21 protein-coding genes are annotated in these 24,820 nt (G+C 71.9%); 11 read left to right on the top strand and 10 right to left on the bottom strand.

The genetic code is table 11. The features are described from left to right. Positions 1-34: 34 nt before the first annotated feature. From IG64_RS07595 to IG64_RS07580, 4 genes are read right to left on the bottom strand one after another with little or no spacing between them, the layout of a single operon-like run. Positions 35-2,125, bottom strand: coding sequence for a glycoside hydrolase family 2 protein (locus IG64_RS07595; protein WP_037853476.1), 2,091 nt, complete (start codon positions 2,123-2,125; stop codon positions 35-37). 55 nt (positions 2,126-2,180) lie between these two features. Then, complete coding sequence (locus tag IG64_RS07590) at positions 2,181-3,140, bottom strand: carbohydrate ABC transporter permease (RefSeq protein ID WP_078883845.1); 960 nt, start codon at positions 3,138-3,140, stop codon at positions 2,181-2,183. A 2-nt stretch (positions 3,141-3,142) separates the two neighbouring features. Continuing rightward, entirely contained in the window at positions 3,143-4,075 is a 933-nt protein-coding gene (locus tag IG64_RS07585; protein WP_037853474.1) for a carbohydrate ABC transporter permease, read from the bottom strand. Then, positions 4,072-5,433: an ABC transporter substrate-binding protein gene (locus IG64_RS07580; RefSeq protein WP_037853472.1), complete on the bottom strand. Its 1,362-nt coding sequence runs from the start codon at positions 5,431-5,433 to the stop codon at positions 4,072-4,074. The genes IG64_RS07585 and IG64_RS07580 overlap by 4 nt, the downstream gene beginning before the upstream one ends. A 278-nt stretch (positions 5,434-5,711) precedes the next feature. Between IG64_RS07580 and IG64_RS07575 the strand changes: the two genes are divergently transcribed. Beyond that, a complete protein-coding gene (locus tag IG64_RS07575; protein WP_037853469.1) occupies positions 5,712-6,737 on the top strand; it encodes a LacI family DNA-binding transcriptional regulator in 1,026 nt (341 codons plus the stop codon). Between the two features lie 295 nt (positions 6,738-7,032). Here the strand turns inward: IG64_RS07575 and IG64_RS07570 are convergent, their stop codons facing one another. Beyond that, positions 7,033-7,740 (bottom strand): CBM20 domain-containing protein, encoded by a 708-nt coding sequence (locus IG64_RS07570; RefSeq protein WP_078883844.1) that lies wholly within the window; start codon positions 7,738-7,740, stop codon positions 7,033-7,035. A 1,253-nt stretch (positions 7,741-8,993) separates the two neighbouring features. Next, positions 8,994-10,157: a LacI family DNA-binding transcriptional regulator gene (locus tag IG64_RS07565; protein WP_234438420.1), complete on the bottom strand. Its 1,164-nt coding sequence runs from the start codon at positions 10,155-10,157 to the stop codon at positions 8,994-8,996. A 162-nt stretch (positions 10,158-10,319) separates the two neighbouring features. Here IG64_RS07565 and IG64_RS07560 point away from each other — a divergent pair, with 162 nt between their 5' ends. The 6 genes from IG64_RS07560 (at position 10,320) to IG64_RS07535 (ending at position 16,617) form a co-directional block, all read left to right on the top strand. Beyond that, complete coding sequence (locus IG64_RS07560; protein ID WP_199811529.1) at positions 10,320-11,498, top strand: ABC transporter ATP-binding protein; 1,179 nt, start codon at positions 10,320-10,322, stop codon at positions 11,496-11,498. Positions 11,499-11,514: 16 nt separating this feature from the next. Next, a complete protein-coding gene (locus IG64_RS07555; protein WP_037853463.1) occupies positions 11,515-12,786 on the top strand; it encodes a polyamine ABC transporter substrate-binding protein in 1,272 nt (423 codons plus the stop codon). A gap of 47 nt (positions 12,787-12,833) precedes the next feature. Continuing rightward, entirely contained in the window at positions 12,834-13,661 is an 828-nt protein-coding gene (locus tag IG64_RS07550; protein WP_037853462.1) for an ABC transporter permease, read from the top strand. Further along, the gene (locus IG64_RS07545) at positions 13,658-14,503 is read left to right on the top strand and encodes an ABC transporter permease (RefSeq protein ID WP_037853460.1); all 846 of its coding nucleotides are present in this window, start codon (positions 13,658-13,660) and stop codon (positions 14,501-14,503) included. Before IG64_RS07550 ends, IG64_RS07545 begins: the two co-directional genes overlap by 4 nt. 87 nt (positions 14,504-14,590) lie before the next feature. Further along, complete coding sequence (locus IG64_RS07540) at positions 14,591-15,592, top strand: SIS domain-containing protein (protein ID WP_037853459.1); 1,002 nt, start codon at positions 14,591-14,593, stop codon at positions 15,590-15,592. A 77-nt stretch (positions 15,593-15,669) separates the two neighbouring features. Continuing rightward, positions 15,670-16,617, top strand: a complete 948-nt coding sequence (locus tag IG64_RS07535; protein ID WP_234438419.1) for a PfkB family carbohydrate kinase — start codon at positions 15,670-15,672, stop codon at positions 16,615-16,617. Positions 16,618-16,757: 140 nt separating this feature from the next. Here the strand turns inward: IG64_RS07535 and IG64_RS07530 are convergent, their stop codons facing one another. Then, positions 16,758-17,057 (bottom strand): hypothetical protein, encoded by a 300-nt coding sequence (locus IG64_RS07530; RefSeq protein ID WP_037853456.1) that lies wholly within the window; start codon positions 17,055-17,057, stop codon positions 16,758-16,760. A gap of 73 nt (positions 17,058-17,130) precedes the next feature. After that, complete coding sequence (locus IG64_RS07525) at positions 17,131-17,856, bottom strand: pyridoxamine 5'-phosphate oxidase family protein (protein ID WP_051812464.1); 726 nt, start codon at positions 17,854-17,856, stop codon at positions 17,131-17,133. Between the two features lie 220 nt (positions 17,857-18,076). Between IG64_RS07525 and IG64_RS07520 the strand changes: the two genes are divergently transcribed. Beyond that, positions 18,077-18,277: a hypothetical protein gene (locus IG64_RS07520; RefSeq protein WP_037853455.1), complete on the top strand. Its 201-nt coding sequence runs from the start codon at positions 18,077-18,079 to the stop codon at positions 18,275-18,277. Between the two features lie 119 nt (positions 18,278-18,396). On the opposite strand, the gene IG64_RS07515 is transcribed toward IG64_RS07520, so the two are convergent. Continuing rightward, a complete protein-coding gene (locus IG64_RS07515; protein ID WP_037853453.1) occupies positions 18,397-19,581 on the bottom strand; it encodes a serine hydrolase domain-containing protein in 1,185 nt (394 codons plus the stop codon). 184 nt (positions 19,582-19,765) lie between these two features. Here IG64_RS07515 and IG64_RS07510 point away from each other — a divergent pair, with 184 nt between their 5' ends. Next, the gene (locus IG64_RS07510) at positions 19,766-21,088 is read left to right on the top strand and encodes an MFS transporter (protein ID WP_107474186.1); all 1,323 of its coding nucleotides are present in this window, start codon (positions 19,766-19,768) and stop codon (positions 21,086-21,088) included. Positions 21,089-21,185: 97 nt separating this feature from the next. On the opposite strand, the gene IG64_RS07505 is transcribed toward IG64_RS07510, so the two are convergent. After that, positions 21,186-21,782, bottom strand: coding sequence for a TetR/AcrR family transcriptional regulator (locus tag IG64_RS07505; protein ID WP_037853452.1), 597 nt, complete (start codon positions 21,780-21,782; stop codon positions 21,186-21,188). Between the two features lie 152 nt (positions 21,783-21,934). Between IG64_RS07505 and IG64_RS07500 the strand changes: the two genes are divergently transcribed. Both IG64_RS07500 and IG64_RS07495 read left to right on the top strand, forming a co-directional pair. Continuing rightward, entirely contained in the window at positions 21,935-23,491 is a 1,557-nt protein-coding gene (locus tag IG64_RS07500; RefSeq protein ID WP_037853448.1) for a class I adenylate-forming enzyme family protein, read from the top strand. Between the two features lie 24 nt (positions 23,492-23,515). After that, positions 23,516-24,718, top strand: coding sequence for an acyl-CoA dehydrogenase family protein (locus IG64_RS07495; RefSeq protein ID WP_037853446.1), 1,203 nt, complete (start codon positions 23,516-23,518; stop codon positions 24,716-24,718). Positions 24,719-24,820 lie beyond the last annotated feature (102 nt).

Raw genomic sequence — 24,820 nt, 5'->3', positions numbered from 1 at the left:
GCCGGGTGGTGTGGGTGGTGCCGGTCGGTCCCGGTCAGCGGTGTGCTGCGGCGGCCGGGTCGTCGCCGATGTGCGGCTCGGTGCGGGTGTCCACGTCGACGGCGGTGCGGGCGGCGACGGTGCCGTCCACGACCAGCGCCAGGTGCAGCCGGCCGCTGGTCCAGCCCTCGGGCAGGGCCGCGGGCACGGTGACGGGTGCGCCGAGGACGTACGGTTTCGCCTCCGCGCGGCAGCCGGGCACGGCGCCGCCCGGCTCCTGGGGGGCCGGTCCGTACACCGGCGTCCAGGCGGTGTGCACGGCGCCCTCGACCGGGTCGCTCCCGTGGTGGGAGACGCGCAGGTCCACCGTGAAGTCGGGCACGGCGGTGAGCAGGTCGCGGCCCGGTGCGACCGGGGTGACGTCCAGGACGAGCGTGGTCGGCGCGTTGACGTGCGCCGGGTCGACGCCGGCCAGGTCCTTGGCGGCGCGCTGGAAGTCCCACAGGCCCGCGCTCTCGTGCTCGATGTCGTACAGCTCCGTGTAGACGTAGCCCGCGAGCCGGTCGTGGCGGCGCAGTTCCTGGGTCTGCCAGCGCAGGTGCCAGGCGCGCTCCAGGCCGGTGAAGCCGCCGCCGTACTCGCTGTTGAGGTTGGGCAGGCCGCGCAGCGGCTGGGTGGGGACGGCGAGCTTCTTGCGGACGACGTAGTCGGGGCCGAGCTTGACGGGGAAGTCGTCGCGCGCGCCGGAGAGGAGGTCGGCGACGGTGGTGGCCCAGGAGGCGGCGCTCTCGTCGTAGTAGTGCCAGTCGAGCAGGTCCGTCCTGACGTGGGTCCAGCCGGAGTTGTCGACGACCGGCCGGGTGGGGTCGAGGGCCTTGAGCCGGTCGTAGGCGTCGGCGGCGGCGCGCTGCTTGGCCGGGTCGCCGGGGATGTCCCAGTCCAGGCCCCATTCCTCGTTGTACAGGCCCCAGATGACGATGGCGGGGCTGTTGCCGTCGCGTTCGACCATCGGCTCGATCTGCTCGGCGAACGCGGTGACGGAGGCCGGTGAGAAGCGTCCCGCGGAGGCGGGTTCGGCCCACACGAGCATGCCGAGGGTGTCGGCGTGGTGGACGAAGCGGGGATCCTCCAGCTTGAGGTGCTTGCGTACGAGGTTGTAGCCGGCCTCGGCGGCGAGCCGGAGGTCGTCGCGCAGTGCCGAGTCGTCGGGGGCGGTGATGCCGGTGCGCGGCCAGTAGCCCTGGTCGAGGACGCCCCGCAGGAAGAGTCTGCGCCCGTTGAGGTACAGGTTCTCGCCGTCGACGGCGATGGTGCGCAGCCCGGTGTAGGAGGCGACCCGGTCGGTGCCGTCGGCGGAGGTCAGTTCGGCGTCGACGTGGTAGAGGTGCGGGTCCTCGGGTGACCACAGGCGGGGGGCGGCGAGCGGGAGTTCGGTACGGATCATTCCGTCGGGGCCGGCGGTCGCCGTCACGGCGGCGGCCTCGCCGCGTACGCGCAGTTCCAGGGACGCCCCGGCTGCGCCCGGGCCGTGCACGGCGGCCTCGACGCTGATGCCGGTCAGGCCGTGGTTCGGGCGCAGCCGCAGGGAGGCGAGGTGGGTGGCGGGGCGGGCCTCCAGCCAGACGCTCTGCCAGATGCCGGAGGAGGGGGTGAAGCAGACGCCGTCGTAGTCGGTGCGGGGCATGCTGCGCTGCTTGCCGTGGGCGATGTCCCGCTTGTCGGCGGGGGCGTGGACGCGCACGGTGAGCAGTTGCTCGCCGTCGACGAGGGCGTCGCTCACGTCGGCGGAGAAGGGAGTGTAGCCGCCCTCGTGGCGGGCGATCTCGGTGCCGTTCACCCAGACCGTGGCCTCGTGGTGGACGGCCCCGAAGTGCAGGACGACGCGCTGCCCGGCCCAGTCGGCCGGCACGGTGAACGTGCGCCGGTACCAGGCGGTGGGCAGCCAGTGCGCCTCGATGCCCGAGGCGGGGGTCTCCCAGGCGAAGGGCACGGTGATCCGCTGGTCGTAGCCGTCGCCCGAGTCGGCGCCGTGCCGTGCGTCGGGATCGGCGCGGAAGTCCCAGGTGCCGTTGAGGCCGAGCCAGGCGTGGGAGCGGTCGAAGTGGGGGCGGGGGTACTCGGGACGGGGGGTGCCGGCGGTGGGCATGGGGTGGGTGTGCTCCGATCGGTGCGCGGGTTCGGGGGCGGTGGCGGTGAGGCGGTCAGCCCTTGACGCTGCCCGCGAGGATCCCGTTGATGAAGTGGCGTTGCAGCAGGACGAAGACCACGAGCACGGGCAGCATCGCGATGCTGCCCGCGGCCAGGAGTTCGCCCCAGACGCTCGCGAAGTCGGCGCCGACGCGGTTGCCGGTGACGTTCTGCGCGAGGGTCGACAGGACGACCTGGAGCGTCTGGTGCCGCTCGTCGTTGACGGCGACGACCGGCCACACGAAGTCGTTGTAGATGTTCATGGCGGTGAGCACGCCGAGGGCGGCGATGCCGGGCCGGATGACGGGCACCACGATCCTGGCGAAGACGCCGAACTCGCTCGCGCCGTCGACGCGTCCGGCGTCCAGGAGTTCGTCGGGGACGGCGGCGATGGTCTGCCGCATCCAGAAGATGCTGAAGGCGTCGATGCTGCCGGGCAGGATGAGCGCCTGGTAGGTGTTGACCCAGCCGAGCTGGCTCATCTCCAGCAGCAGCGGGATGATCAGCACCAGCGTCGGCAGCATCAGGGTGAGCATCAGCACGCCGAAGAGCAGGTCCTTGCCGGGGAAGCGGTACTTGGCGAAGGCATAGCCGGCCAGCGGGCAGAAGAACATCGTCATGGCGCCCTTGACGGCCACCACCAGCACGGTGTTGAGGAAGCCGGTGCCGATGGGCACGTCGGCGAACATCGCCCGGTAGTTGTCGAGGGTCAGGGAGCCGAGGGAGAAGTGCAGCGGGTCACTGACGATCTCGGCCGGCGGCTTCAGCGAGGAGCTGACGGCCCAGAAGATGGGGTAGACGAACACCACGGCCAGGACGCCGAGGACGACGTACTGGAAGACGCTGGGCCGTGGCCGGGAAAGGCTCTTGCGCGGCTCGCCCCCGGCGCCGGCGCCGTTCTTGGTGTTCTTGGTGTTCCGGTCGTTCCCGGGTTTCCCGCTCCGGCCGGTCGCGGTCACTGTCTGGCTGGTCATGGTCACTCGTCCCGGGAGCGCAGGAGACGCACGGACAGCAGGGACAGGGCGAACACCAGCAGCACCAGCAGGAAGGAGTTCGCGGCGCCGGTCCCGAGGTCGGACGTCGTGATGTGGTTGTAGAGGTACAGGCCGCCGGTCGTGGTCGAGCCGTACGGGCCGCCCTGGGTGACCACGTGGGGCTCTGCGAACATCTGGAACACGGCGAGGGTCTGCACCACGACGAGGAAGGCGATGCTGCGCCGCACCAGGGGCAGGGTCAGCGACCAGAACTGCCGGGTGCGGGAGGCGCCGTCGAGGGCGGCGGCCTCGTACACGTCGGAGGGCACGGCCTGGAGCCCGGCGAGCAGGATGATGATCGCGAAGCCGGTGGTCTTCCACAGGAACAGCAGGGCGAGTGTCGGTTTGGCCCAGGCGGTGGACTGGAGCCAGTCGACGTCGGGCAGGCCCACCAGGCCCAGCAGGTGGTTGACCAGGCCGTAGTCCTTGTCGAAGGCCACGATCCAGACCTGGGCCATCGCCACCAGCGGGGTGACGAACGGCGCGATGAACGCGACCCGGAACATGCCGCGCAGCCGCAGCCTGGCGTTGGCCAGGAGCACCGCGGCGGCCAGACCGCCGACGATCTGCACGGGCACGATCAGCAGCCACATCACCGCGCTGTTGCCCAGTGAGGACCAGAACTCCTCGCTGGTGAGCAGGTAGGTGTAGTTCTCCAGCCCGATGAAGCGCGCCGCGCCCGCGCCCTTCCAGTCGGTGAAGCTCAACTGGAGTGCGAAGACGAGCGGGTAGAGGCCGAAGGCGGCGAAGACGACGTAGAACGGCGCGACGAACAGGTAGGGCGCCAGGAAGGGCCTGCGGCGGGTGCGTCCGGGGCGCGGCGGTGCCGTGGCCCGCCGCTCCCGGCGGGCCGGGGTGAGGATCGTGGGCGTCATGCGCGGTCCACCAGGTTGCGCTGGATCTTCTTCGTGGAGTCGTCGATGACGTCGTCGGGCGTCATCTTGCCCTCCATCAGCCGCTGGAGGTTGTCGCCGAGGTAGTCGACCGACTTGTTCCACCAGGCCGGGATGGGTGCGGCGGCCGGGATGGTGGCGGCGGCGTCCACGGCGACCTTCCACAGGTCCTGGCCGCCGAGCGCGGCCACCGGCTTGATCAGCGGCTTGTCGGGCCGCAGGGCGGGTGTGTAGCTGGGCACGGAGGTGGTCAGCCCGCCGGGGTAGATGTCGCTGGGGCCGTAGACCGCGCTGTAGCCGGGCTCCTTGAAGCACAGGAACTCGTAGAGCAGCCAGGCGAGTTCGGGGTTCTTGGCCTTGGCCGGGATGATGAAGCTGCTGCCGCCCATGGCGCCGCTGCGCGCCCCGCCCGGTGTCCAGGCCGGCAGGGGGGCGGCCCGCCACTTGCCCTTGGTCTTCTTCAGCAGCTGCTGCGGCGCGAAGGACCACCACACCGCCCAGGGGACCAGGGCCTGCTGTCCGTTCTCCAGGGCGGCGAGGTCGGCCTGCTTGAGGTATTCGGCGTGCGTGACCAGGTCGTCGTCGACGGCGTCCCGGATCCAGTTGAGGATGGTGCGGTACTCCTTGGAGTCCAGGCGCACCTTGCCGTGCGCGTCCGCGAGGCTGGTGCCCTGCTGGCCCGCGAGCATCTCCAGCCACAACTGGCCGAGGAAGGGGTCCTTCTCCATGTGCAGCGGACGGGCGGCGGGGTTCTTCTCCCTCAGCGAGCGGGCCGCGGTCAGCAGGTCGGCGTAGGTCTTCAGGCCCGCCGGGTCGACACCCGCGTCCTCCAGCAGGTCCTCGCGGTACCAGAGCAGGCCGGGGTCGAGGTCCCAGGGCACGCCGTAGATGCGGCCGTCGACGGTGTTGACGGAGAGTTTGTACGCCGAGGTCTTGTCGCGGTAGGGGGCGATCAGGTCCGTGAGGTCGTACAGGTGCTCCGCCTGGCTGCCGATCTTGGCGTCGTCCCAGAAGCTGCCGTCCGGCACGTCGGTGCCACTGATCAGGGTGTTGGCCAGCTTGTTGTCGATGTCGACGGCCTGGTGGTTCACCTTGACGCCGGGGTACGCCTTGCGGAAGGCGTCGATGGCCGCTTCGAAGACCTTGAAGAGGTCGCCCGAGCGGTTCCAGATGGTGATCTCGCCCTTGGCCGAGGCGCTGGGCGTACCGGTGAGTTTGCGCGGTGCGGACGCCGAGGAGCCGGGGGCGCAGGCCGCGAGGGGGCCTGCGGCGACGGCGAGCGCGCCGGCGCCGAGGGCGCCGCGCAGGACGCTGCGGCGCGGGACGGACGGTCTGGACATGAGGTCGGCTCCTGGTGTCGGAAGTGCGGGAACGCGGTCGCGGGGGGCCGGCCGGGCCGGGGCGCGTGCGCGGCGGGGGGGAAGGCGCGCAGGCGTCATCGGCACGGCAGCCCGCGGTCACCGCCAACTGCTCTGCAACGATGCAGAGATGATGCTGCGCTTATTGCAACGATGCAATACCTGAGTAACATCAACCTGCGTCAGCGGTGGTCCGCACCGGCGCCGACCAGCGATACTGCCGAGGGAAAGAGCCCGTGAGGGCTGTGAGGGGGAACTGGATGGCCGGCTCCACGCTCCGCGACGTCGCCCGACGCGCCGGGGTCTCGATCCGCACCGTGTCCAACGTGGTCAACGGCTCGGTGCCCGTCTCCGACGAACTGCGCACCCGGGTGCAGGCGGCGCTGGACGAACTCGACTACCGGCCGAACCTGGTGGCCCGCAACCTGCGCCGGGGCCGGAGCGGGATGATCGCCCTCGTCGTACCGGAACTCGACGTGCCGTACTTCGCCGAGCTGGCCCGGGAGGTCATCACCGCCGCCCGCGCCCACGGGTACGTGGTCATGCTCGACCAGACCGACGGCGACGGACAGCGCGAACGGGAGCTGCTGGGCCGGGAGTCACGCGCCACGATGTTCGACGGTGTGCTGCTGAGCCCGCTGACCATCTCGGCGGAGGAGCTGCGCAGCCGCACCAACCGGGTGCCGCTCGTCCTGCTCGGCGAGCACATCTTCAACGGCAGTTTCCACCATGTGGCGATCGACAACATCGCCGCGGCCCGGGAGGCGACGGAGCACCTGCTCGGCCTCGGCCGGCGGCGCGTCGCGGCCATCGGCGACCAGCCGTACAGCACCGGCGAGACGGCGCAGTTGCGTACGATCGGGTACCGGCAGGCGCTGGAGCGGGCCGGGCTGACGGCCGCCGAGGAGCTGATCGTCCCCACCCAGCGCTTCCACCGCCGCCTCGGCGCGCAGGCCGTGGAGCGCCTGCTCGCCCTGCCCGAGCCGCCCGACGCCGTGTTCTGCTACAACGACCTGCTGGCCATCGGGGCGATGAACGCTCTGACGCGCGCGGGCGTGCGGGTGCCCGACGACATCGCCGTCGTGGGGGTCGACGGCATCCAGGAGGGCCAGTACAGCTCGCCCTCCCTGACCACGGTCGCCCCGGACAAGACGCACATCGCCCGCAGCGCCGTCGGCACGCTGCTGGGCATCATCGACGGCTCGGCCCCTCCGCCCGCCGACACCAGGGCGCCGCACCGGCTGCTGGTGCGGGAGAGCACCGTCGGGGCGGGCGGGCGGCGTTGAGCCGCTGAAGCCGGGCGGGGCGGTGAGCGCTCCGGGGCCGTCCTGCGAAAGGCGCGGCACCGGGGAAAGGCGCGGCACCCGGGAAAGGGTGTGACGTTCCCTCGCCAGGCGCCCTCGTGAAGTGCCTTCCGTCATGGCGCCTTCGTGAAGCATCCTCGTGAAGTACGCGCGGCCGAGACTAGGTTGAGAGCCCGTCAGCCCGGCGGACCGGACCTGCGCGCGTGGCCGGGAGGGATACTGGCGTGCCGGGCCGAGGGGTATCTGTCCCATACCCCTCGGCCCGGGTGCCGCCGTGTCAGCGCCAGGTGTCGTCGAGCGTCAGAGTGCCGGTGGACGGGGTGACGACGGTGCGGTTGTCACCGTTCTCCCAGGTGATGGAGCCGTCGGGGTTCTTCTTCAGGTACTTGTACTGCACGGCGGTGCCGGGCGGCAGCTGGTGGGTGCCGGACCACAGCGGGTAGGCGGCGGAGTCGGTGGCCAGGGGCAGGGCCCGGGCCGGGTCCCAGGCGCCGAGGTCGGGCACGTTGCCGCAGACGTAGAGGCCCTGGCCCCAGGTGGTGGTGGCGGTGGCGTGGAAGGCGGTGGCCACCGGGCTGACGTTCCAGCGGTCGTCGTTGCCCGGTACGTCAGGGGCGACGGTCAGGGTGCGGTTGGGGATGCTTTCCCAGGTCACGGTGCCGGCAGGGGTGCGTTTGAGGTACTTGTACTGCACCGTGACGCCGGCGGGCAGCTGGACGCTGGTCGACCAGTGCGGGTAGGCACTGGGGGTGGTGCCGAGGGGGACGGCCTTGACGGGGTCCCAGGCACCCAGCTCAGGAGCGCTGCCGGAGAGCAGGAGGGTCTCGCCCTCCAGGGTGGCCTGCACGCCGAAGGTGACGGAGACGTTCCCCGTCTCGGCTGCCAGGGCGTGGGGGGCCGTGCCGGCGAGAAGTCCGGCGAGGAGCACGCCGAGCATGAGCACCGACCGCCAGGCGGCCGGAACCCGAGTACGTATCGAGAGCATGACATCCCTTCCGACAAAGGAGGAAGCGGCGGACGCCGCCGCGGGCGGAGACGGGTCGCTGCCCGCCGTCCGCGCACATCCCAACACAAGTTGGAGTCAGGCGGTGACGGAAAGTGCCGCGTGCGTTCGACAAGCGATGCGATTCAGCCGCACACCACCCATTGCACCGAACACTTCGTCAAAGACCTGAACGCGAGCGGGCGTCGGGGGCGGAGCACCTCGCCAACCGGCCGGCCCGGGTCCGCAGGCTCGCGGCAAGGCCTCTCCGGCGCCATCCCCCGGTCACCTCCAGGCCGCGCCCGGGCCTCCGCGGGCGTCGTTCAGCCATTGCGCAAGATGACGCAAAACTTTTCACGAAAGGGCGGCAGGCGGCCCTGCCTACCGCCGGTTTTCCGGAGCACGTCCGTCAGAAACCGGTGACATCTCATGCCGAAGTGCGGGAGAGCCCAGTCGCAAATTTCCGAAAACCCTTGCATACGATCGGATCCCGTCGCGCCGGATGTCCCACCTCGGCCTCGCCCGCCCCACCGCGGCGCCGGTCAGCTCGCGGGGTGGCGCCGTCGTGTGCCGTTGCCTTCCGCGGCCGACCCGGCTCTCACCCGGGGCTGCTCGGTGCCGGGTCCAGAGGGGGCTGCCGGCCGCCGTCCCGGTCCTCCTTCGCGAAGCGCGGGAGGACCGGGGACGCGCAGGCGGCGGGCTAGCGCGGCGGCGGCCCCCGCGCGCTGAGCCCCTGCCCGCCTGAATCCGCAGGTCCAGGGGACGCCCTGGTCGTCTCTGGTTGCAGGTGGGCGGGCGGTGACGACTGATCCCGCACGCGCCGGTCCTGGAGAGCACATGCCGCAGCGGCTCACGTCTGTCATCGGATCGCACCGCGGCGCGTGGTGGCTCTGCCGGGAGGTGAGGACCCGGGTGCCGTCTCCGGGCAGTTTCAGTCCGCGGACGAAGAAGAGGAAGAAGAGGACGGCCATCACGGCGACTTGGTGCCGAGCTGCCCAGTCCTTCCAGTTCCCGGACGTCGTCCTGGCCCGCCCCCCCCCGAGGAGGAAGACGCCGAGCGGATCAGCAGGCCGAGCGTGGCGATCACGGCGAAGGCCGCCAGTGACGCGATGCGCTGTCCGGCCGCCAGTCCGGCCGAGCCGATCGCGGCACCGCGGCGACGGTCAGCGGGGCAGGGCGGCCGGTGCCGGCCCCGTACGCCCGCCCCGCAGCAGTTCGGCGTCACAGCGGCGCGGCGGACCGGGCCCGTCGGCGTGTCACCCGCCGGGCGCCCGCAGCCGCCGTACCCGGGCGGGCGCGGGGCCCGTGGACTCGCGGGGGACGTAGGCGGCGCGCAGGGTGTGTCTGCGGGGGCGGGCCGTGGAGCCGTTGATGCGGCGTACCAGGATGTCGGCCGCCAGACCGCCCAGTTCCTGCACCGGCTGGCTGACCACGCTCAGCCTCGGCCGGACGAGCGTGGCCCAGTCGGCGTCGTCGAAGCCGATGACGGAGACGTCGCCGGGGATACGGGCGTCGAGGTCGAGCAGGGCGTCGAGGGTCCCGAGCGTGGCCACGTTGTCGGTGGTGAACAGCGCGGTGGGCCGGTCGTGCGCGCTCATCAGCTCCATCACGGCCGAGCGCGCCCAGGACCGGTCGTACCCGGTGTGGCGGATCAGTTCCGCCCCGCGGGGGATGCCGGCGGCCCGCAGGGCCTGCCGGTAGCCGGTGAGCCGCTCGGTCGTGGTCCAGATGTCCGCGCCGGGTGCCAGCCGGCTGGCGTTCTGATCGGGGGACGCCGAAGTGACCACCGCGATGCGGGTGTGTCCCGCGCCGGTGAACCTGGACACCGCGGCCTTGGCGGCACCGCGGTTGTCGACGACGACCGTGTCCAGGGTGGCGCCGCTCAGCGCACGGTCCAGGAGGACCACGGGGATGCCCGCGGCGACAGCCTTGTCGAGGTGCCCGTGATCGGTCGCGGCAGGCGCCACGACCAGGCCGTCCACGCGCCGCTCGATGAACATCTGCACCGCGGCCCGCTCCGTGTCGCCCTTCTCGTCGCTGTTGGCGAGGACGACCTGCAGGCCGGCCTTGGCCGCGACGTCGGTGACCCCGCGCACGGCGCGGGCGAAGTAGGCGTTCTCCACGTCGGCGACGACCACACCCAGCGTGTGGGTGCGTCCGCTGATCATGCTCCGGGCCACCGCGTTGGTGCTGTAGCCCAGTTCCGCGGCAGCGGCCAGGACCCGTTCCCTGGTGGCCGCGCTGGACGAGCCGTACCCGCCCAGGACTCGGGCGGCGGTGGCCTGTCCGACGCCGGCGTGCCGGGCGACGTCGGGGATGGTGACGCGGCGCGGCGGTGGTGGGGGCTGCGGCATGGGCGATCTTTCGTAGGTGACGGGTCGGCGGACGCCGAGGAACCGGCCGGTGAAATTCGCTGCCATTCAACCATTGACGGGCTGCGGCTGTCCCTGTGTAAGGTCTGGCCCGTTGGTAACGTTATCAATCCTCACCGGTACCGACACCGCCTGCCTTTTCAGGCCGGGCCCGGCACGGCTGCCCGTGTCCGTCCCTAGCCCGCGCCCCGAACACCGGAGGTATCACGGATGGCAACCGACACCCTCTCGCCGCCACCGGCCGCTGGCCCCGCCATCACGCTCGTCGACGTGGTCAAGGACTTCGGCGGCGCGGGCGCCCGGGACGCGGCGGTCGTCCGCGGCGTCGACCTGGTCATCGGTGAGGGTGAGTTCTTCTCGCTGCTCGGGCCCTCGGGCTGCGGCAAGACCACCACCTTGCGGATGATCGCCGGCTTCGAGGAACCCACCTCCGGTCAGATCCTCCTCCACGGCCGCGACATGGTCGGCGTGCCCCCCGACAAGCGCGACATCAACATGGTGTTCCAGTCCTACGCCCTCTTCCCGCACCTGAGCGTCGCCGACAACGTGGCGTTCGGCCTGCGCCGCAAGCGGGTGCCCAAGGACGAGATCCGCGACCGGGTCGAGAAGATCCTGCACACCGTCGAACTCGCCGACAAGGCCGACCGGCGTCCCCGCCGGCTCTCCGGCGGCCAGCAGCAACGTGTCGCCCTCGCCCGTGCCCTGGTCAACCGCCCCCGCGCGCTGCTCCTGGACGAACCCCTCGGCGCCCTCGACCTCAAGCTGAGGCAGAGCATGCAGCTGGAACTCAAGCGCATCCAGCGCGAGGTCGGCATCACCTTCATCTACGTCACGCACGACCAGGCCGAGGCACTGACCATGTCCGACCGGATCGCGGTGATGAACCGCGGCCTGGTCGAACAGGTCGGCCCGCCGCAGGAGGTCTACGAGCGGCCGGCCACCGCGTTCGTCGCCGGCTTCATCGGCACCTCCAACCTGATCGGCGGACGCCTGGCCTCCGTGGGAACGGCGACCGGGGTGCTCGACCTCGGCGACGGCCAGCGCGTCACGGTCCCGCTGCGCGGCTCCCACGCGGCCGGGGACACCGTCGAACTCACGGTGCGGCCGGAGAAGATCACGCTGACCGCGGAGCCCGCCGACACCGCCAGCCGCCTGCGCGGCACCGTCCGGGAGGTGGTCTACCTCGGTACCTCCACCAGTTACACCGTGGACACCGCCACGGGTGCCGAGATGACGGTCTTCCAGCCCAACGACGGCACCGCCTGCGTGTCCCCGGCCCGTGGCGACACCGTCTGGCTCTCCTGGGCCACCGGCCACTCCTACCTGCTCACCACCGCCCCGGCGCCCGCGGCGACGGCCGCGGCCCCGGCTTCCCTCACCTCGCGCTGACGACAGGCGGACCCCCATGCCCGAGCAACCCCTGCCCCTCGCGCCCCCGCCGCGCGCCCCGGCGCCCCGCGGCTGGAGCCGGCGCGGCCTGCTGCGTGCCGCGCTCAGCGCTGCCGCGCTGGCCCCGCTCGCCGCGTGCAGCGTCCCCGGCGCCCGCGTGCACGTCCCCACCGGCGAGGCGGAGATCGCCGCCGCCGTCACCGGCTTCTGGAACGGGAAGAAGCGGTCCGGGAGGCTGGACTTCGTCAACTACACGCAGTACATCGACGTCGACCCGGCCGACCAGAGCAGGCACCCCACCCTCGACGCCTTCACCCGCGAGAGCGGCATCAAGGTCACCTACAACGAGCTGATCGACGACAGCGCCTCCTGGTTCGGCAAGATCCAGCCCGAGTTCGCCTCCGGCCAGGGCATCGGCTACGACCTGATGGTCGTCGGCGGCGACAGCTACCTCACCAAGTACATCGAACTCGGCTACCTCGCCCCGCTCGACCACACCCGCCTGCCGAACTTCGCCCGCCACGGCGGCGCCGCGTTCAAGAACTCCCCCTTCGACCACGGCAACGTCTACACCGTGCCCTGGCAGTCCGGCATGACCGGCATCGGCTACGACCCGGCCCAGGTCGGCCGGAGGATCACCAGCTGGCAGGACCTGCTCGACCCGAAGCTGCACGGCAGGGTCGGCATGTGGAACGACGCGGTGCAGATGGGCAACGTCGCACTGCTGGCCGTCGGGGTGAACCCAGAGACCTCCACCCCCGCCGACTGGCGCAAGGCGGCCGCCTGGCTGCGCCGGCAGCGCGACGCCGGCATGGTCCGCTCCTACTCCACCTCGACCTACCAGTCCTCCCTCCAGCGCGGCGACCTGGCGGCCTCACTGGTGTACTCGGGCGACGTCTTCCAGGCCAACCAGAGCGGCTCACGTCTGGAGTTCGTCATCCCCGACGAGGGCGGTCTGCTGTGGACCGACAACCTCTGCATCCCCTCCACAGCCGCCCATCCCGTCGACGCGCTGGCCTACATGGACTACGCCTACCGGCCCGAGGTCGCCGCGAGGATCAGCGAGACCGTCCAGTTCGTCTGTCCCGTTCCCGCCGCACGGCAGGTCGTCGCCCGCGACGCGGCCGCCGCCACCGGCAAGCGGCGCTCCGTGCTCGAAGCCCTGAGCACCAGTCCGCTGGTCTTCCCGACCGAGGCCGACCAGTCCAAGCTGCGCCGTCTGCGAGTGCTCGACGAAGAGGAGGAGAAGCAGTGGAACGCACTGTTCGAGCCGATCTACCAGGCCTGACCCGGCGGCGGCGCCCGCGCCCAGGGGGCGCCCTGGCCCCGTATCTGATGATCCTGCCGGGCTGGCTGTGGCTGGCCGCGTTCTTCGTCACCCCGGTGATCGTGATGGTGTCGCTGTCGCTGCAGACCGGCGACTTCATCGACGGCTTCCGCCAGACGTTCCACTTCGGCACCTACGCCGACGTGGTCCGGGCCTACCACGTGCAACTGGTCCGGTCCCTGCTCTACGGCGCCGTCGCCACCGTCGCCTGCGCCACCGTCGGCTACCCGGTGGCCTATTGGATCGCCTTCCGGGCCGGCCGGCACAAGTCGGTGTTCCTCTTCCTGCTCCTGCTGCCCTTCTTCGTCTCCTTCGTCATCCGCACCCAGTCCTGGAACGTCGTGCTCGCCGACCACGGCGTCCTGCTGGGACCGCTGAAGGACATCGGTCTGCTTCCCTCCGGTTTCCACCTGCTGGCCACGCCCTACGCGGTGGTCGGCGGCCTGACCTACAACTTCCTGCCGTTCATGGTGCTGCCCGTGTACGTCGCCCTGGAACGGGTGGACCCCAAGGTGATCGAGGCCTCCACCGACCTCTACGCCTCCCGGACGCAGACCTTCCTGCGCGTCGTGCTGCCGCTGTCGCTGCCCGGCGTCTTCGCCGGCGTCCTGCTGACGTTCGTGCCCGCCTGTGCCGACTACGTCAACGCCGGCATCCTCGGCGGCCCCTCCACGACGATGATCGGCAACATCATCCAGACCGAGTACTTCACCAATCTCGACTACCCGGCCGCCGCGGCCCTGTCCTTCGTGCTCATGGGCGCGCTGCTGCTGGCCGTGTTCACCTACGCCCGGACGCTGGGCACCGAAGAGGTCCTGGAGGCGGCCGCGCGATGACCACCACCACCGTCGCCCCCGCGGCCGGGGCAGCCGCCACGCCGCGCCCGCCCCGCGCCGGGCGCCGGCGCCGCCGCCCCGCCCTGACCCTGTACACCGCGCTGGTGCTGGCCTGGCTGCTGCTGCCGATCGCCGTGATGATCCTCTTCGGCTTCAACGACACCGGCAGCAAGGTGAACTTCACCTGGCAGGGTTTCACCCTGCACTGGTACCGGCACCTGTTCGCCATCCCCAACCTGACGTCCGCGCTGGTCAACAGCCTCACCATCGCCGTGGTCGTCGCCGTGGTCGCCACCCTCCTGGGCACCCCCATCGGGCTGGCGCTCGGGCGCCACCGCTTCCGCGGCCGCGGCTCCGTGGACCTGCTGATGTTCGCCGCCATCGCGGCCCCCGAGATCGCCCTCGGCGCCGCGCTGCTGTCGCTGTTCATCGTGATGGGCGTGCCCCGCGGCTACTGGACGGTCGTCATCGCCCACGTGGCCTTCTGCATCCCCTACGTCGCCATCACCGTACGGGCGCGCATGGCCGGCCACGACCCGACGCTGGAGGAGGCCGCCCGCGACCTGGGGGCAGGACCGTGGACGGCGTTCCGGCTGGTCACCCTGCCGATGCTGCTGCCCGGCGTGGCCTCCGGCGCCCTGCTGTGCTTCGCCCTGTCCGTCGACGACTACGTCATCACCAGCTTCAACGCCGGCCGTACGGTCACCTTCCCGCTGTGGGTGTACAGCGCCAGCCGCACCGGCGTGCCCCCGCAGGTCAACGTCATGGGGACGCTGATCTTCGTCGGCGGCCTGATCATCGCCGGGGCGAACGTGCTGTTCTCCCGGCGTCGCGCGAGCTGACCCGACCCGGTCCGCGCGCTCTTTCGGAACACCGGTCCGGCGGCCCACGCCGGCCGGTACGGAACAACCTTCGAGGAAGTCACCATCGTGCTCAAGTTCAACGAAGCCGAGTTCGTCTCCCAGACGGAGAGCCTCCTGGCGCTGCGTCCCCAGATCGAGAAGACCGTCGACCGGCTGGCCGACGACGGCTACGACAACGTCCTCCTCGTGGGCGCGGGCGGCACGTACGCGCAGATGTGGCCCTACGAGCACCTCGCCCGGCGTTCCTCGCTGCTGCCGGTGCGGGCCGCCGTCGCCGCCGAACTCGTCGCCTCCGGCGACGCCCGGCTCGGTGACCGCACCATCGCCGTCTTCACGTCCGTCTCCGGCACCACCGACGACAGCCTGCGCGCCATCGCCCACTGCAAGTCCAAGGGGGCCCACACGATCGGTTTCACCGGCTACCCCGACTCCCCCGTCGCCCGGAACGTCGACACGGCGCTGGTCTCCGAGCCCAAGGCCTGGCCGTTCGACGTCCAGTTGCTGCTGTTCATGGGCCGGCTGCTGTCGCGGCGGGGCGAGTTCGAGGGCTACGAACGCCTCGCCGGCGAACTCGCGGGCCTGCCCCGCATCCTGGTGGACGTCGCCCGGCAGGCCGAGCCGGTGGCCGCGGCCTTCGCCGAGGCCCACAAGGACACCGACTACCACTTCCTCATCGGCGGCGGAAACCTGTGGGGATTCACCTACCTGTACTCCATGTGCATCCTCGAGGAGATGCAGTGGCTGCGCACCACCCGGGTGCACAGCGCCGAGTTCTTCCACGGCTCGCTGGAACTCCTGGAGGAGAACACGAGCGTCATCGTCTTCCAGGGCGAGGACGAGACCCGGGCCCTGACCGACCGGGCCGAGGCCTTCGCCAAGCGCGTCTCCAAGGACGTCACCGTCTTCGACACCCGTGACTACCCCCTGGAAGGCATCAGCCCGCAGTTCCGGGGACTGCTCGCGCCGCTGGTGCTGGACACCGTGATGGACCGGGTCAGCAAGCACCTGGAGCGGGTGCGCGACCACTCGCTCGACCTGCGCCGCTACTACCGCGTCATGGACTACTGAGCCCTCCGACCGGTCAGCCCCGTCCCTCACGTCCCGCGCGCCGGTGCCCCGGCACCGGCGCGCCCACGCCGGGCGCCGTGCCTGCGCACACCGTGCCCGCACCCCGGGAGTTGCTCATGAACGTCCTCGGCTTCGGCGACAACACCGTCGACCGCTTCGTGGACCGCGGCACCGACTACCCCGGCGGCAACTGCGTCAACGTCGCCGTCTACACCCGCCGGCTCGGTCTGGACGCCGCCTATCTGGGGGTGTTCGGTGACGACGGCCTCGGCACCGCCCTGCGCGCGGCCGTCGCGGCGCAGGGCGTCACCGTGGACCACAGCGTCGTCCGCCCGGGCGCGACCTCGGTGTCGACCCTGCACGTGCGGGACGGCGACCGGGTCTTCCTCGGCTACGACCCCGGCGGCCCCGAGGTCCGCCGGGCCCTCCCCCTCACCCCCGCCCTGCTCTCCTACGCCGCGTCCTTCACCCTCGTGCACTCCAGTGTCTACTCCGGTACCGAGGCCGTGCTCCCCCGCCTCGCCACGGCCGGCCCGCTGATCAGCTTCGACTTCTCCGACGAGGACGAGTACCGCACGCCCGCCTACCTCGACCGGGTCTGCCCCCATGTCGACCTGGCCCTGCTCTCGTGCTCGCACCTGGACGAGGCCGCCACGCGCGCGCTGCTCACCGAGGCGGTGCGACGGGGGGCCGGGATGGCACTGGCCACCCGGGGCCTGGACGGGGCGATCGCGTACGACGGCCGGACCACGGCCGCCGCGCCGGCCCGGGTCGCCGACCCCGCCGCCATGTCCGACACGATGGGCTGCGGAGACGCCTTCCTCGCCGGGTTCGCCGTCTCCCTGCTGCGCGGGGGATGGTCCCGGCGCGCTTCCCCGGCACCCGAAGCCCTCGAACGCGCCCTGCACGAGGGTGCGCAGGCGGCCTACCGCCAGTGCTTCGTGGAGGCCGCCTTCGGTTTCGGCTGGCCGACACCGGCGGCACGGGCCGGCGGCCCGGGCCCCAGCGAGCCCGCACCCCGCTGACCGGCCGCGCGCCCGTACGCACCGCCGGCCCGGCCGGCGCCCGCACGTCCTCGTCCGCCCGGCCCGGCCGAGCCCGGACCGCGGACCGCGCCGGGGCTCGCGGATCCCCTTTCCCCGCGCGGGTTCTCCTCCGGGGTCCGCTACTCCGAGGTCTTCACCCGGCCCGCCCCCTCGGTCGTCTCCTCGGTGGCCGCGGCGCGGGTACGAAGGTGCCCCAGCAAGGCGCCTCCCGCGACCACCAGCCCGACCGCGACGACCTTGGCGGCCCCGTAGTAACCGGTCGCCAACTCCTCGGGCGTGCCGGGCAGTCGCAACGAGACCCAGATGATCGCGAGGCCGCCGAAGGCGATCAGTGCGACGGCCCCCCAGGTCCCGAGGCCCGCCCACCATGGCTCCGCCTCGTGCCGCTCGTCGCTCCGCTCGACGCCCTTGTCTGTCACAGTACGTCTTCCTGTTCATGTGCGTTCGTGTGGTGACGGTCGTGCAGGAAGACGCAGGTCCGGGGCGGGCGGTTCACACAGGAGGCACCCGGCTGCCGGAGACCGGGGTCCCCCCGGTCCGGTTCGCCGGGGGCCCGACGCGCTGCGCCAGGTGGGCCGGGGCCCCGACGCCCTCGGGCAGCGCCGGGTCCGGCTCCAGGGCGCCCCAGGTGGCGCGCAGCGGCAGCACGCCCGCCCACAGGCCGAGCCGGGCGTCCTCGCTGTCGCCGTCGTCCGGGGCTCCGGTGCGGATCTTGACGGACGCCTCGTCCAGGGAGAGGGCGAGCAGAGCGGTCGCTGCGAGTTCCTTGCGGTTCGGGCGGCGGGCGTAGTCCCACTGCCCGGGCGCGGCCTGCTCGGTCAGACGGCGCAGGCCGGCCAGCTTCTCCTCCGGATCCGTGACCAGACGGGGGATGCCGTAGACCATGGCGCTGCGGTAGTTGACGCCGTGCTCGAACACCGAGCGGGCGAGGACGAGTCCGTCGACATGGGTGACCGTGACGCAGACCACGGCTTCGGGTGACGCGAGCAGACTGCGGCCGGCGACCGAGCCGTGGAAGTACAGGGTGCTGCCGTCGGAACCGTAGACGGTCGGTACGACCATCGGCGTCCCATCGACGGTGACGCCGAGGTGGCAGACGAAACCGGCGGCGAGGATCGCGTCGAGCTGGTCGCGGTCCAGGCTGCCCTGTTGCCGCAGGCGGCGGTGACGGGTGCGCTCGCTGACCGGCAACTGGCGTTCCGGGGTGTCGGAGTCCATGGCTGTCTTCTCCCTGAGTGCGGGCCGGGTGCTGGTCCTGCGGCGGGCCGGCAGAGGGGGATGGTACTGATTCCATTCCCAGGCCGCCATGGATCTCCGCATTTCGTTGTTTGGAAAAAGCGAGGCAACGAAATCCATTGCCCGACAGGATCGCAGCAGAGCGGGGGGCCGTCACGCCCCGCCGCTTCCCAGCACGGGGAACGCCTCGCGCAGGAGCCGGATGAAGTCGTCGAGCGAGGGAGGCGGACCGGCCGCGGCTTCGTGGGACGCGGCGAAGGCGCAGACCGCACCGCCTGTGGTGCCCGGCCCCGGCACCGAGGGCGGACGGCCGGCGGCGGACCGGCGCACGGACCGTGCGAACGGGCACGCTCCCGGTCCGGCCGCCGCGGCCGGCGGGGCCCTGGAGCAGGACCCGCGCTGACCGAACGGCCGGGCGTCACGGGGCGACCGGCACCGACGGAGCGGCCGGCAGCGGGCCGGCCGGAGTCCGCGGCCGCCACCCGGTCACGGACCGGACTCCGCCGTTCCCGGCACCCGCTTTCACGAGTTGAGACGGACACCGATCCGCACGAACGCCTGCACCAGCGGGACCGGCGGCACCGCGGGCGACATGACCTGCGAGCCGAAGTGGACGACCACGAGATCCAGGCCCGGCGACACGAAGAGCCGCTGGCCGTGGATGCCACTGGCCATGTAGGAACCGTAGGGGTCGTTCAGGACCCACCACAGGTCGTGATAGGAGAGCGTGGCGGGCGAGTCGGGGGGCGCGGCCGGGAAGCGGACGCGGCGGGAGCAGCCGTCGGGCACACCGCTGGCGATGGTGCCGGCCACTTCCGCCGGGACCACCTGCCGGCCCTCCACCGCCCCGCCGCAGCGCAGCATCTCACCGAGCCGGGCCACATCGCGTGCGGTCGCGCTGAAGCCTCCGCAGGCGGCTTCGGCACCGTCTTCGTCCAGGATGTAGTACGCGTCCTCCTCCGCGCCGATCCTGGCCCACAGGACGTCGCTGAGCAGGGCGGACGTGGTGAGGCCCGTGACCCGGCGGAGGACTTCGGCCAGCGTCTCCACGTTGCCGTTCTCGTAGCGGAACTCCTCTCCCGGGGCCCCGGTGGCGCGGGCGGTCAGCAGGTGCTCGCGGATACTGGTCGGACCGCTGTAACCGAACGGCCGCAGTCGCGGGGCGATCACCGCTTGGTACCGCTGGGCCTCCAGTGCCTTGTCGAAGGGCCGTCCCGCGTAGCTGACCCGGGTGCCCATGTGCAGCAGGTCCTGGACCCGGGCGTCGCCGAAGGCGGTCCCCGCCAGTTCCGGGACATAGGCGGAGGCCGGGGCCGTGCGGTCCAGGAGGCCCTGGTGAGCGAGCGTCGCCGCGACGAGCCCGAGGTAGGACTTGGCCGCCGAGGCGTTGAAGTGGGGGGTGTGGGGGTCGGTGCCGTGCAGGTAGCGCTCGTAGACGACCTCGCCGCGGTGCAGCACCAGGAACGCGTCCGTCTGGGCCGCGGCGAACAGGTCGGCGAGTTCGAGTGCGCCGGCGTCGGTGGTGACGACGTCGAGGGCGTCCACATCGGTCTCACGGTGCGGCAGGTGGCGGGCGGGAGCCCGGCCCCGCCAGACGCGTCGGCTGGGTGAGAGTTCACGGCCCTGTGCGGTGAAGTGGCGGATCCAGGCCGGGTCCGTGTAGCCGCGGCTCCACATCAGATGACTCGACGGGGCTGTCTCGGTCATGGGTCGCTCCTGTCGGTTCAGGAATCGGGAAGTGCTGCTCTTCGGGTTTCGCGAGAGCGCTGTCGTTCGAGGCGTTGACCTGGCGACGTCCGGCCACTTAGGTTGCCGAGTCAAGCGATCAGTACCAGACAGCTTGTACGGGAACATACTCCGTTTTCAATATCCCGAGCCCCAGGAGTGCCCGATGGTCCAGCCGCAGTCCCGCCCCGCCTCCCGCCCGGAGGCCACCGGGCCGCCGCCCGGCTCGCCGCCCGGCCGTCGCCGCGCCTGGCTGATCACCGCACTGATCGTGGCGTTCATGCTGGTCAACTACGCGGACAAGTCCGTCCTGGGCCTCGCGGCCGTACCGATCATGGACGAACTGCACATCAGCAACAGCACCTACGGCCTGATCTCCAGCTCCTTCGCCCTGCTGTTCAGCCTCTCCGGACTGCTGGGCGGAATCGTCTCCGCGCGGGTTCCGAGCCGCGTGCTCCTGACCGTGCTGGCCGCTCTGTGGGCGGTGGCCCAGCTGCCCGTGCTCGTCGTGGCGTCCGTGCCCGCCCTGGTGGCGGGAAGGGTGCTGCTGGGCTTCGCCGAGGGTCCGGCCGCGCCCATGTCCATGCACGCGCTCTACACGTGGTTCCCCGAGGACCGGCGGGGTCTGCCGTCGGCGTTGCAGATCAGCGGCGCCGCGCTCGGCACGCTGATCGCCGCGCCGGTCGTGACCTGGCTGATCACCGCGTTCGGCTGGCGTTCCGCCTTCGCCGCGCTCGCGGCGGTCAGCGTGGTGTGGGGTCTGCTGTGGTGGCGGACGGGGCGCGACGGACCGTACGGCCACGAGCCCGTGCACGGCGCCGCGGCCGGCTCCGGAGCGGCGGACCGGCTGCCGTTGCGCCGGCTGCTGCTGAACGGCACCGTGCTGGGCAGCATCGCGGGAGCCTTCGGCGCCTCCTGGGCCCTGTCGCTGAGCCAGGCGTGGCTGCCCGCCTACCTGCGCACCGAGCTGGGCATGTCACCGGGCGGGGCGGCGACGCTCATCAGCGCTGTCTCGGCGTTCAGTTTCGTGCTGCTGCTGGCGGTGTCCCCGCTGGTCGACGCGCTCAACCGGCGGGGCGTGCCGATCCGCTGGTCGACCGGCGCGCCGCAGGGAATCGCCGTCGCCGTCGCCGCGGCGGCCATGGCGGCGCTCCCCTTCGCCGGCGCCCGGGCGCTGCTCCTGGCCCTGCTGGCGGTGGCCTTCGGCGCGCACGCCATCGCGTTCCCGCTGCACTACATGACGACGGCCGCGGTCGTGCCGTCCGCACGGCGCGGAGCGGTCTTCGGCGTCGTCGCCGCGACCGGCACCCTGCCCGGCCTGGTGGCCCCGTACCTGACCGGGCGCCTGCTGGACTCCGCTTCCTCCCGGAGCACCGGCTACACCCACGCGTTCCTGCTGTCGGCCGCGGTGATGCTGGTCTGCGGGCTGACCGCCGTGACCGCGATCCGTCCCGAGCGGGACGTACGGCGGCTGCGGCGGGCCGGCTGAGCGGGGACGTGCGGCGACTGGGAAGGGGCCGAGTGAGCGGGACGTACGGGGGCTGCGGCGGGCCGGCCGGGCCGGGCGGCGGGGAGGGGAGCGGGGCTCAGGCCGGCGACTCGAAGCCGCTGGCCCAGTAGCGCCCGTGCAGGGCCAGGTCGAGGAGCATGCGGACGACCTCCTCGGCCGGCAGTGACGGGGTGTCCTGCTCCACCCACCAGCGCAGTACCGCGATCTGCTCCCCGACCCACACCCGGGCCAGCAGCTCGGGATCGATGCGCGGCTGGACGGCGTTGCGTTCCGCGCGGGCGCGGAACTCCTCGGCCGTGGCCCGCGCGCAGGCGTCGACGAACATCTGCAAGGGCCTGCCGTCCCCTTCGCCGCGCAGCACGATCCGGTACAGATCGCGCCGCTCACGCGCGTGCCGCAGCATCTCGAGGACCGGCTTGCCGGTGAACCCGACCGCGCTGTCGGCGACCGCCGGGGCCAGACGCTCGGACAGTTCGGCGAGCAGGTCCGCGGTCACGCGCGCGAACAGGTCCTCCTTGTCCCGGAAGTGCGCGTAGAAGGTCGCGCGGGCCACATCCGCGCGCTCGGTGACGTCCTCCACGGTCAGCGCCGTGAAGCCCCGTTCGAGCACCAGTTCCACCAGGGCGTCCCCCAGAGCCCGGCGTGAACGTCTGGTCCGCCTGTCCTCCGCCATGCACCCCTCCTCCTCGATCGTCGCGCACGGCCGCTGACGCATGCGGGGGCCAGTCTAGAAGACCCTTGACAGGAGAGACGTTACTGAACAAGCTGTCTGAAACTGAGCGGTATGTAAATTTCCTATGGACGCCCTCTACCGAGTAGGCCCTCATGAACCTCGGCAACTACCTCTCGCGCAGCGCTCGCTACTGGCCCCAGGCCCCCGCCCTCGTCTGCGGGGACCGCGTCTGGACCTTCACCGACCTGGACCGGGCGGCCGACCGCCTGGCCGCCGCCCTGTCCGGCCGGGGCCTGCGCCCCGGCGACGCGGTGGCCTCCCTCGCCTGGAACCGCGGAGAGCTGGTGGAGGTCGAATTCGCCCTGTACAAGGCCGGGTTGACGCGCGCACCGATCAACGCCCGGCTCGGCACCGGCGAGATCGAGCACATCCTGCGCTACGCCCCCGTACGCGCCCTCGTCTACGACGCCGCCCACCGCGAGGACGCCCTCGCGGCCATCGCCGCGGCGGGTACCGGATGCCTGCCCGTCCCCCTCGACGGCGCACAGCCCGGCGAGGTCTCCTACGGCGCCCTGCTGGCCGAGGGCGACGGCACACCGGTCCGCGTCGAGGTCGGCCTCGACGACCCCTGCGTCCTGAACTTCACCTCCGGATCCACCGGCGCGCTCAAGGCCGCGGTGCAGACGGTCGGCAACCGCCTCGCCAACATGCGCAAGCAGCTGATGGCCGACGAGTCCCGCCCCCGCCCCGGCACCCGCTACCTCGCCTGCGGCCCCATCACCCACGCCACCGGCATGGGCCTGCTCGCCGGGGTGTTCGGCGGCTCGACCACCTACGTGCTGCCGGACTGGAGCCCGGCCGGCTTCCTGGAGACGGTCGAGAAGGAACGCATCACCGCGACCTTCCTGGTGCCGGCCATGCTGAACATGGTGCTCGCCCACCCCGGCGCCGCCGGCCACGACCTGCGCTCGCTGACGAGCGTGCGCATCGGCGGCGCGCCCGTCTCACCGCAGCGGCTGCGGGACGCCGTGGAGTTCTTCGGCCCGGTCGTCGCCCAGGGCTACGGGCTGGGCGAGACCACCAGCGTGGTCGCGGGCCTGACCAGCGAGGAGATCGCGCGCGCCGTGCGGGAGGACCCGGAGCTGCTCCAGTCGTGCGGCCGTGCGTCCTACGACACCGAGATACGTGTCGTCGACGAGACGGGCCGGGAGCTTGGCCCGCGCGAGGTCGGTGAGGTGATCGTGCGCGGGCCGGACTGCGTGAGGGAGTACTGGCGGGAGCCGGAGCTGTCGGCGCAGACCTTCCGCGACGGCTGGGTGCACACCGGCGACCTGGCGTGGATGCGGGAGGACGGCTACCTCTTCCTGGTCGACCGCAAGAAGGACATGATCATCTCGGGTGGTTTCAACATCTACTGCACCGAGGTGGAGGCCGCCCTGTACGAACACCCCGCCGTCCAGGAGGCATGTGTCGTCGGCGTGCCCGACGAGCAGTGGGGCGAGGCCGTCAAGGCCGTCGTCGTCACCCATGCCGGTACGGCCGTCACGGCCGAGGAACTGATCGCCTTCTGCGCCGACCGGCTGGACCGCTTCAAGAAGCCTCGCTCGGTCGACTTCGTGCCCGAACTGCCCCACAACCGCAACGGCAAGCTCGACCGCAAGACCGTACGCGAACCCTTCTGGGCGCATGCCGCCCGCCGCGTCAACTGACCCCACCCTGCTCGGAGTCCCGCCGTGACCTTCTCCCTCCGCCCCGCCCACGACGACCCGCGCACCGCCGAACTCGTCGGCCGCCTGCGCGACTACCTCGGCGGTGAACTCGCCGACTACGAACGCGAGCGCGGCCTCACCCCCGGCAGCCGCCTCACCCGCGCCGACCTCGAACCGGTCTGGCGCCGCAGCCGCGAACTGGGTTTCTACGGCATCCACCTGCCCGAGGAGTACGGCGGCCGGAACCTCACCTACACCCAGCTCGCCGCCCTCAAGGAGGAGATCGGCGCCAGCTCACGCGTCCTCGGCCACAGCGTGCTCGGTGACATGGGCGGCCCGCTGCGCGCGGGTGACATCCTCCGGCACGCCACCGAGCACCAGTTGGACAAGTACCTGCTGCCGCTGATCCGCGGCGAGCGGGCGTGCTGCTTCTCCCTCACCGAGACCGACGCCGGCTCCGACGTCCGCTCCATGCGCACGGTCGCCGTACGCGACGCCGACGGCGACGGCTACCGGCTGACCGGGCACAAGGTCTTCTCCTCGGCCGGTCCCTTCGCCGACTTCGCGATCGTCGTCGCCCGCATGGCGGGCACCGGAGAGCGGGAGGGCGAGAAACCGCGGTTCTCCGCGTTCCTCGTGGACCTGGACAGCCCGGGGTGCCGCGTCGAGGACGGGGCGACCCCCATGTCGGGCGAACACATCGAGAGCGACATCGTCCTGGACGACTGCCACGTCCCGGCGGCCAACCTCCTCGGCGAGGAGGGCGAGGGCATGCGCATCGCGCTCGGCCGGGTCACCACCAACCGGCTCCTGCACTGCCCCACCGTCCTCGGCGCCACCCGCCGCGCTCTCACCCTGACCCTCGAACGCACCCGGACCCGCAAGGTGGCCAGCGGTCAGCCCCTCCTCATGCTCCAGGCCATCCAGCACAAGGTCGCCGACATGGCCACGGAGTTCTACGCCGCCCGCTCCATGACGTATGCCGCGCTGGCGGCCCTGGACGCGGGCCGCGAGGTGCCCGCGGAAGCCTTCATGTGCAAGCTGTTCGTCGCCGAGTCCGCCTTCCGCATCCTCGACGAGGCCGTGCAGATCCACGGCAAGGAAGGGCTCACCCAGGGCAACGAGATCGAGTACCTCTTCCGCAAGATCCGCATGTTCCGCGTCCTCACCGGCACGTCCGAGATCCAGCGCAACGGCATCGCCAGGATCCTGGCCTTCGACCACTGACCCGGCGATGTCCGGGTACGCCGTGCGCCGGTGGTGCCGCACGGCGTACCCGGGGCCACCGGACGGCCGGGGCGGCCCCTGCACCGGTGGTGCCGCACGGCG

The sequence above is a fragment of the Streptomyces sp. NRRL S-340 genome, from assembly GCF_000720185.1.
Classification (GTDB): domain Bacteria; phylum Actinomycetota; class Actinomycetes; order Streptomycetales; family Streptomycetaceae; genus Streptomyces.
Note: the sequence above shows the minus strand (reverse complement) of the source record. Positions and strands in the feature narration are given on the sequence as shown.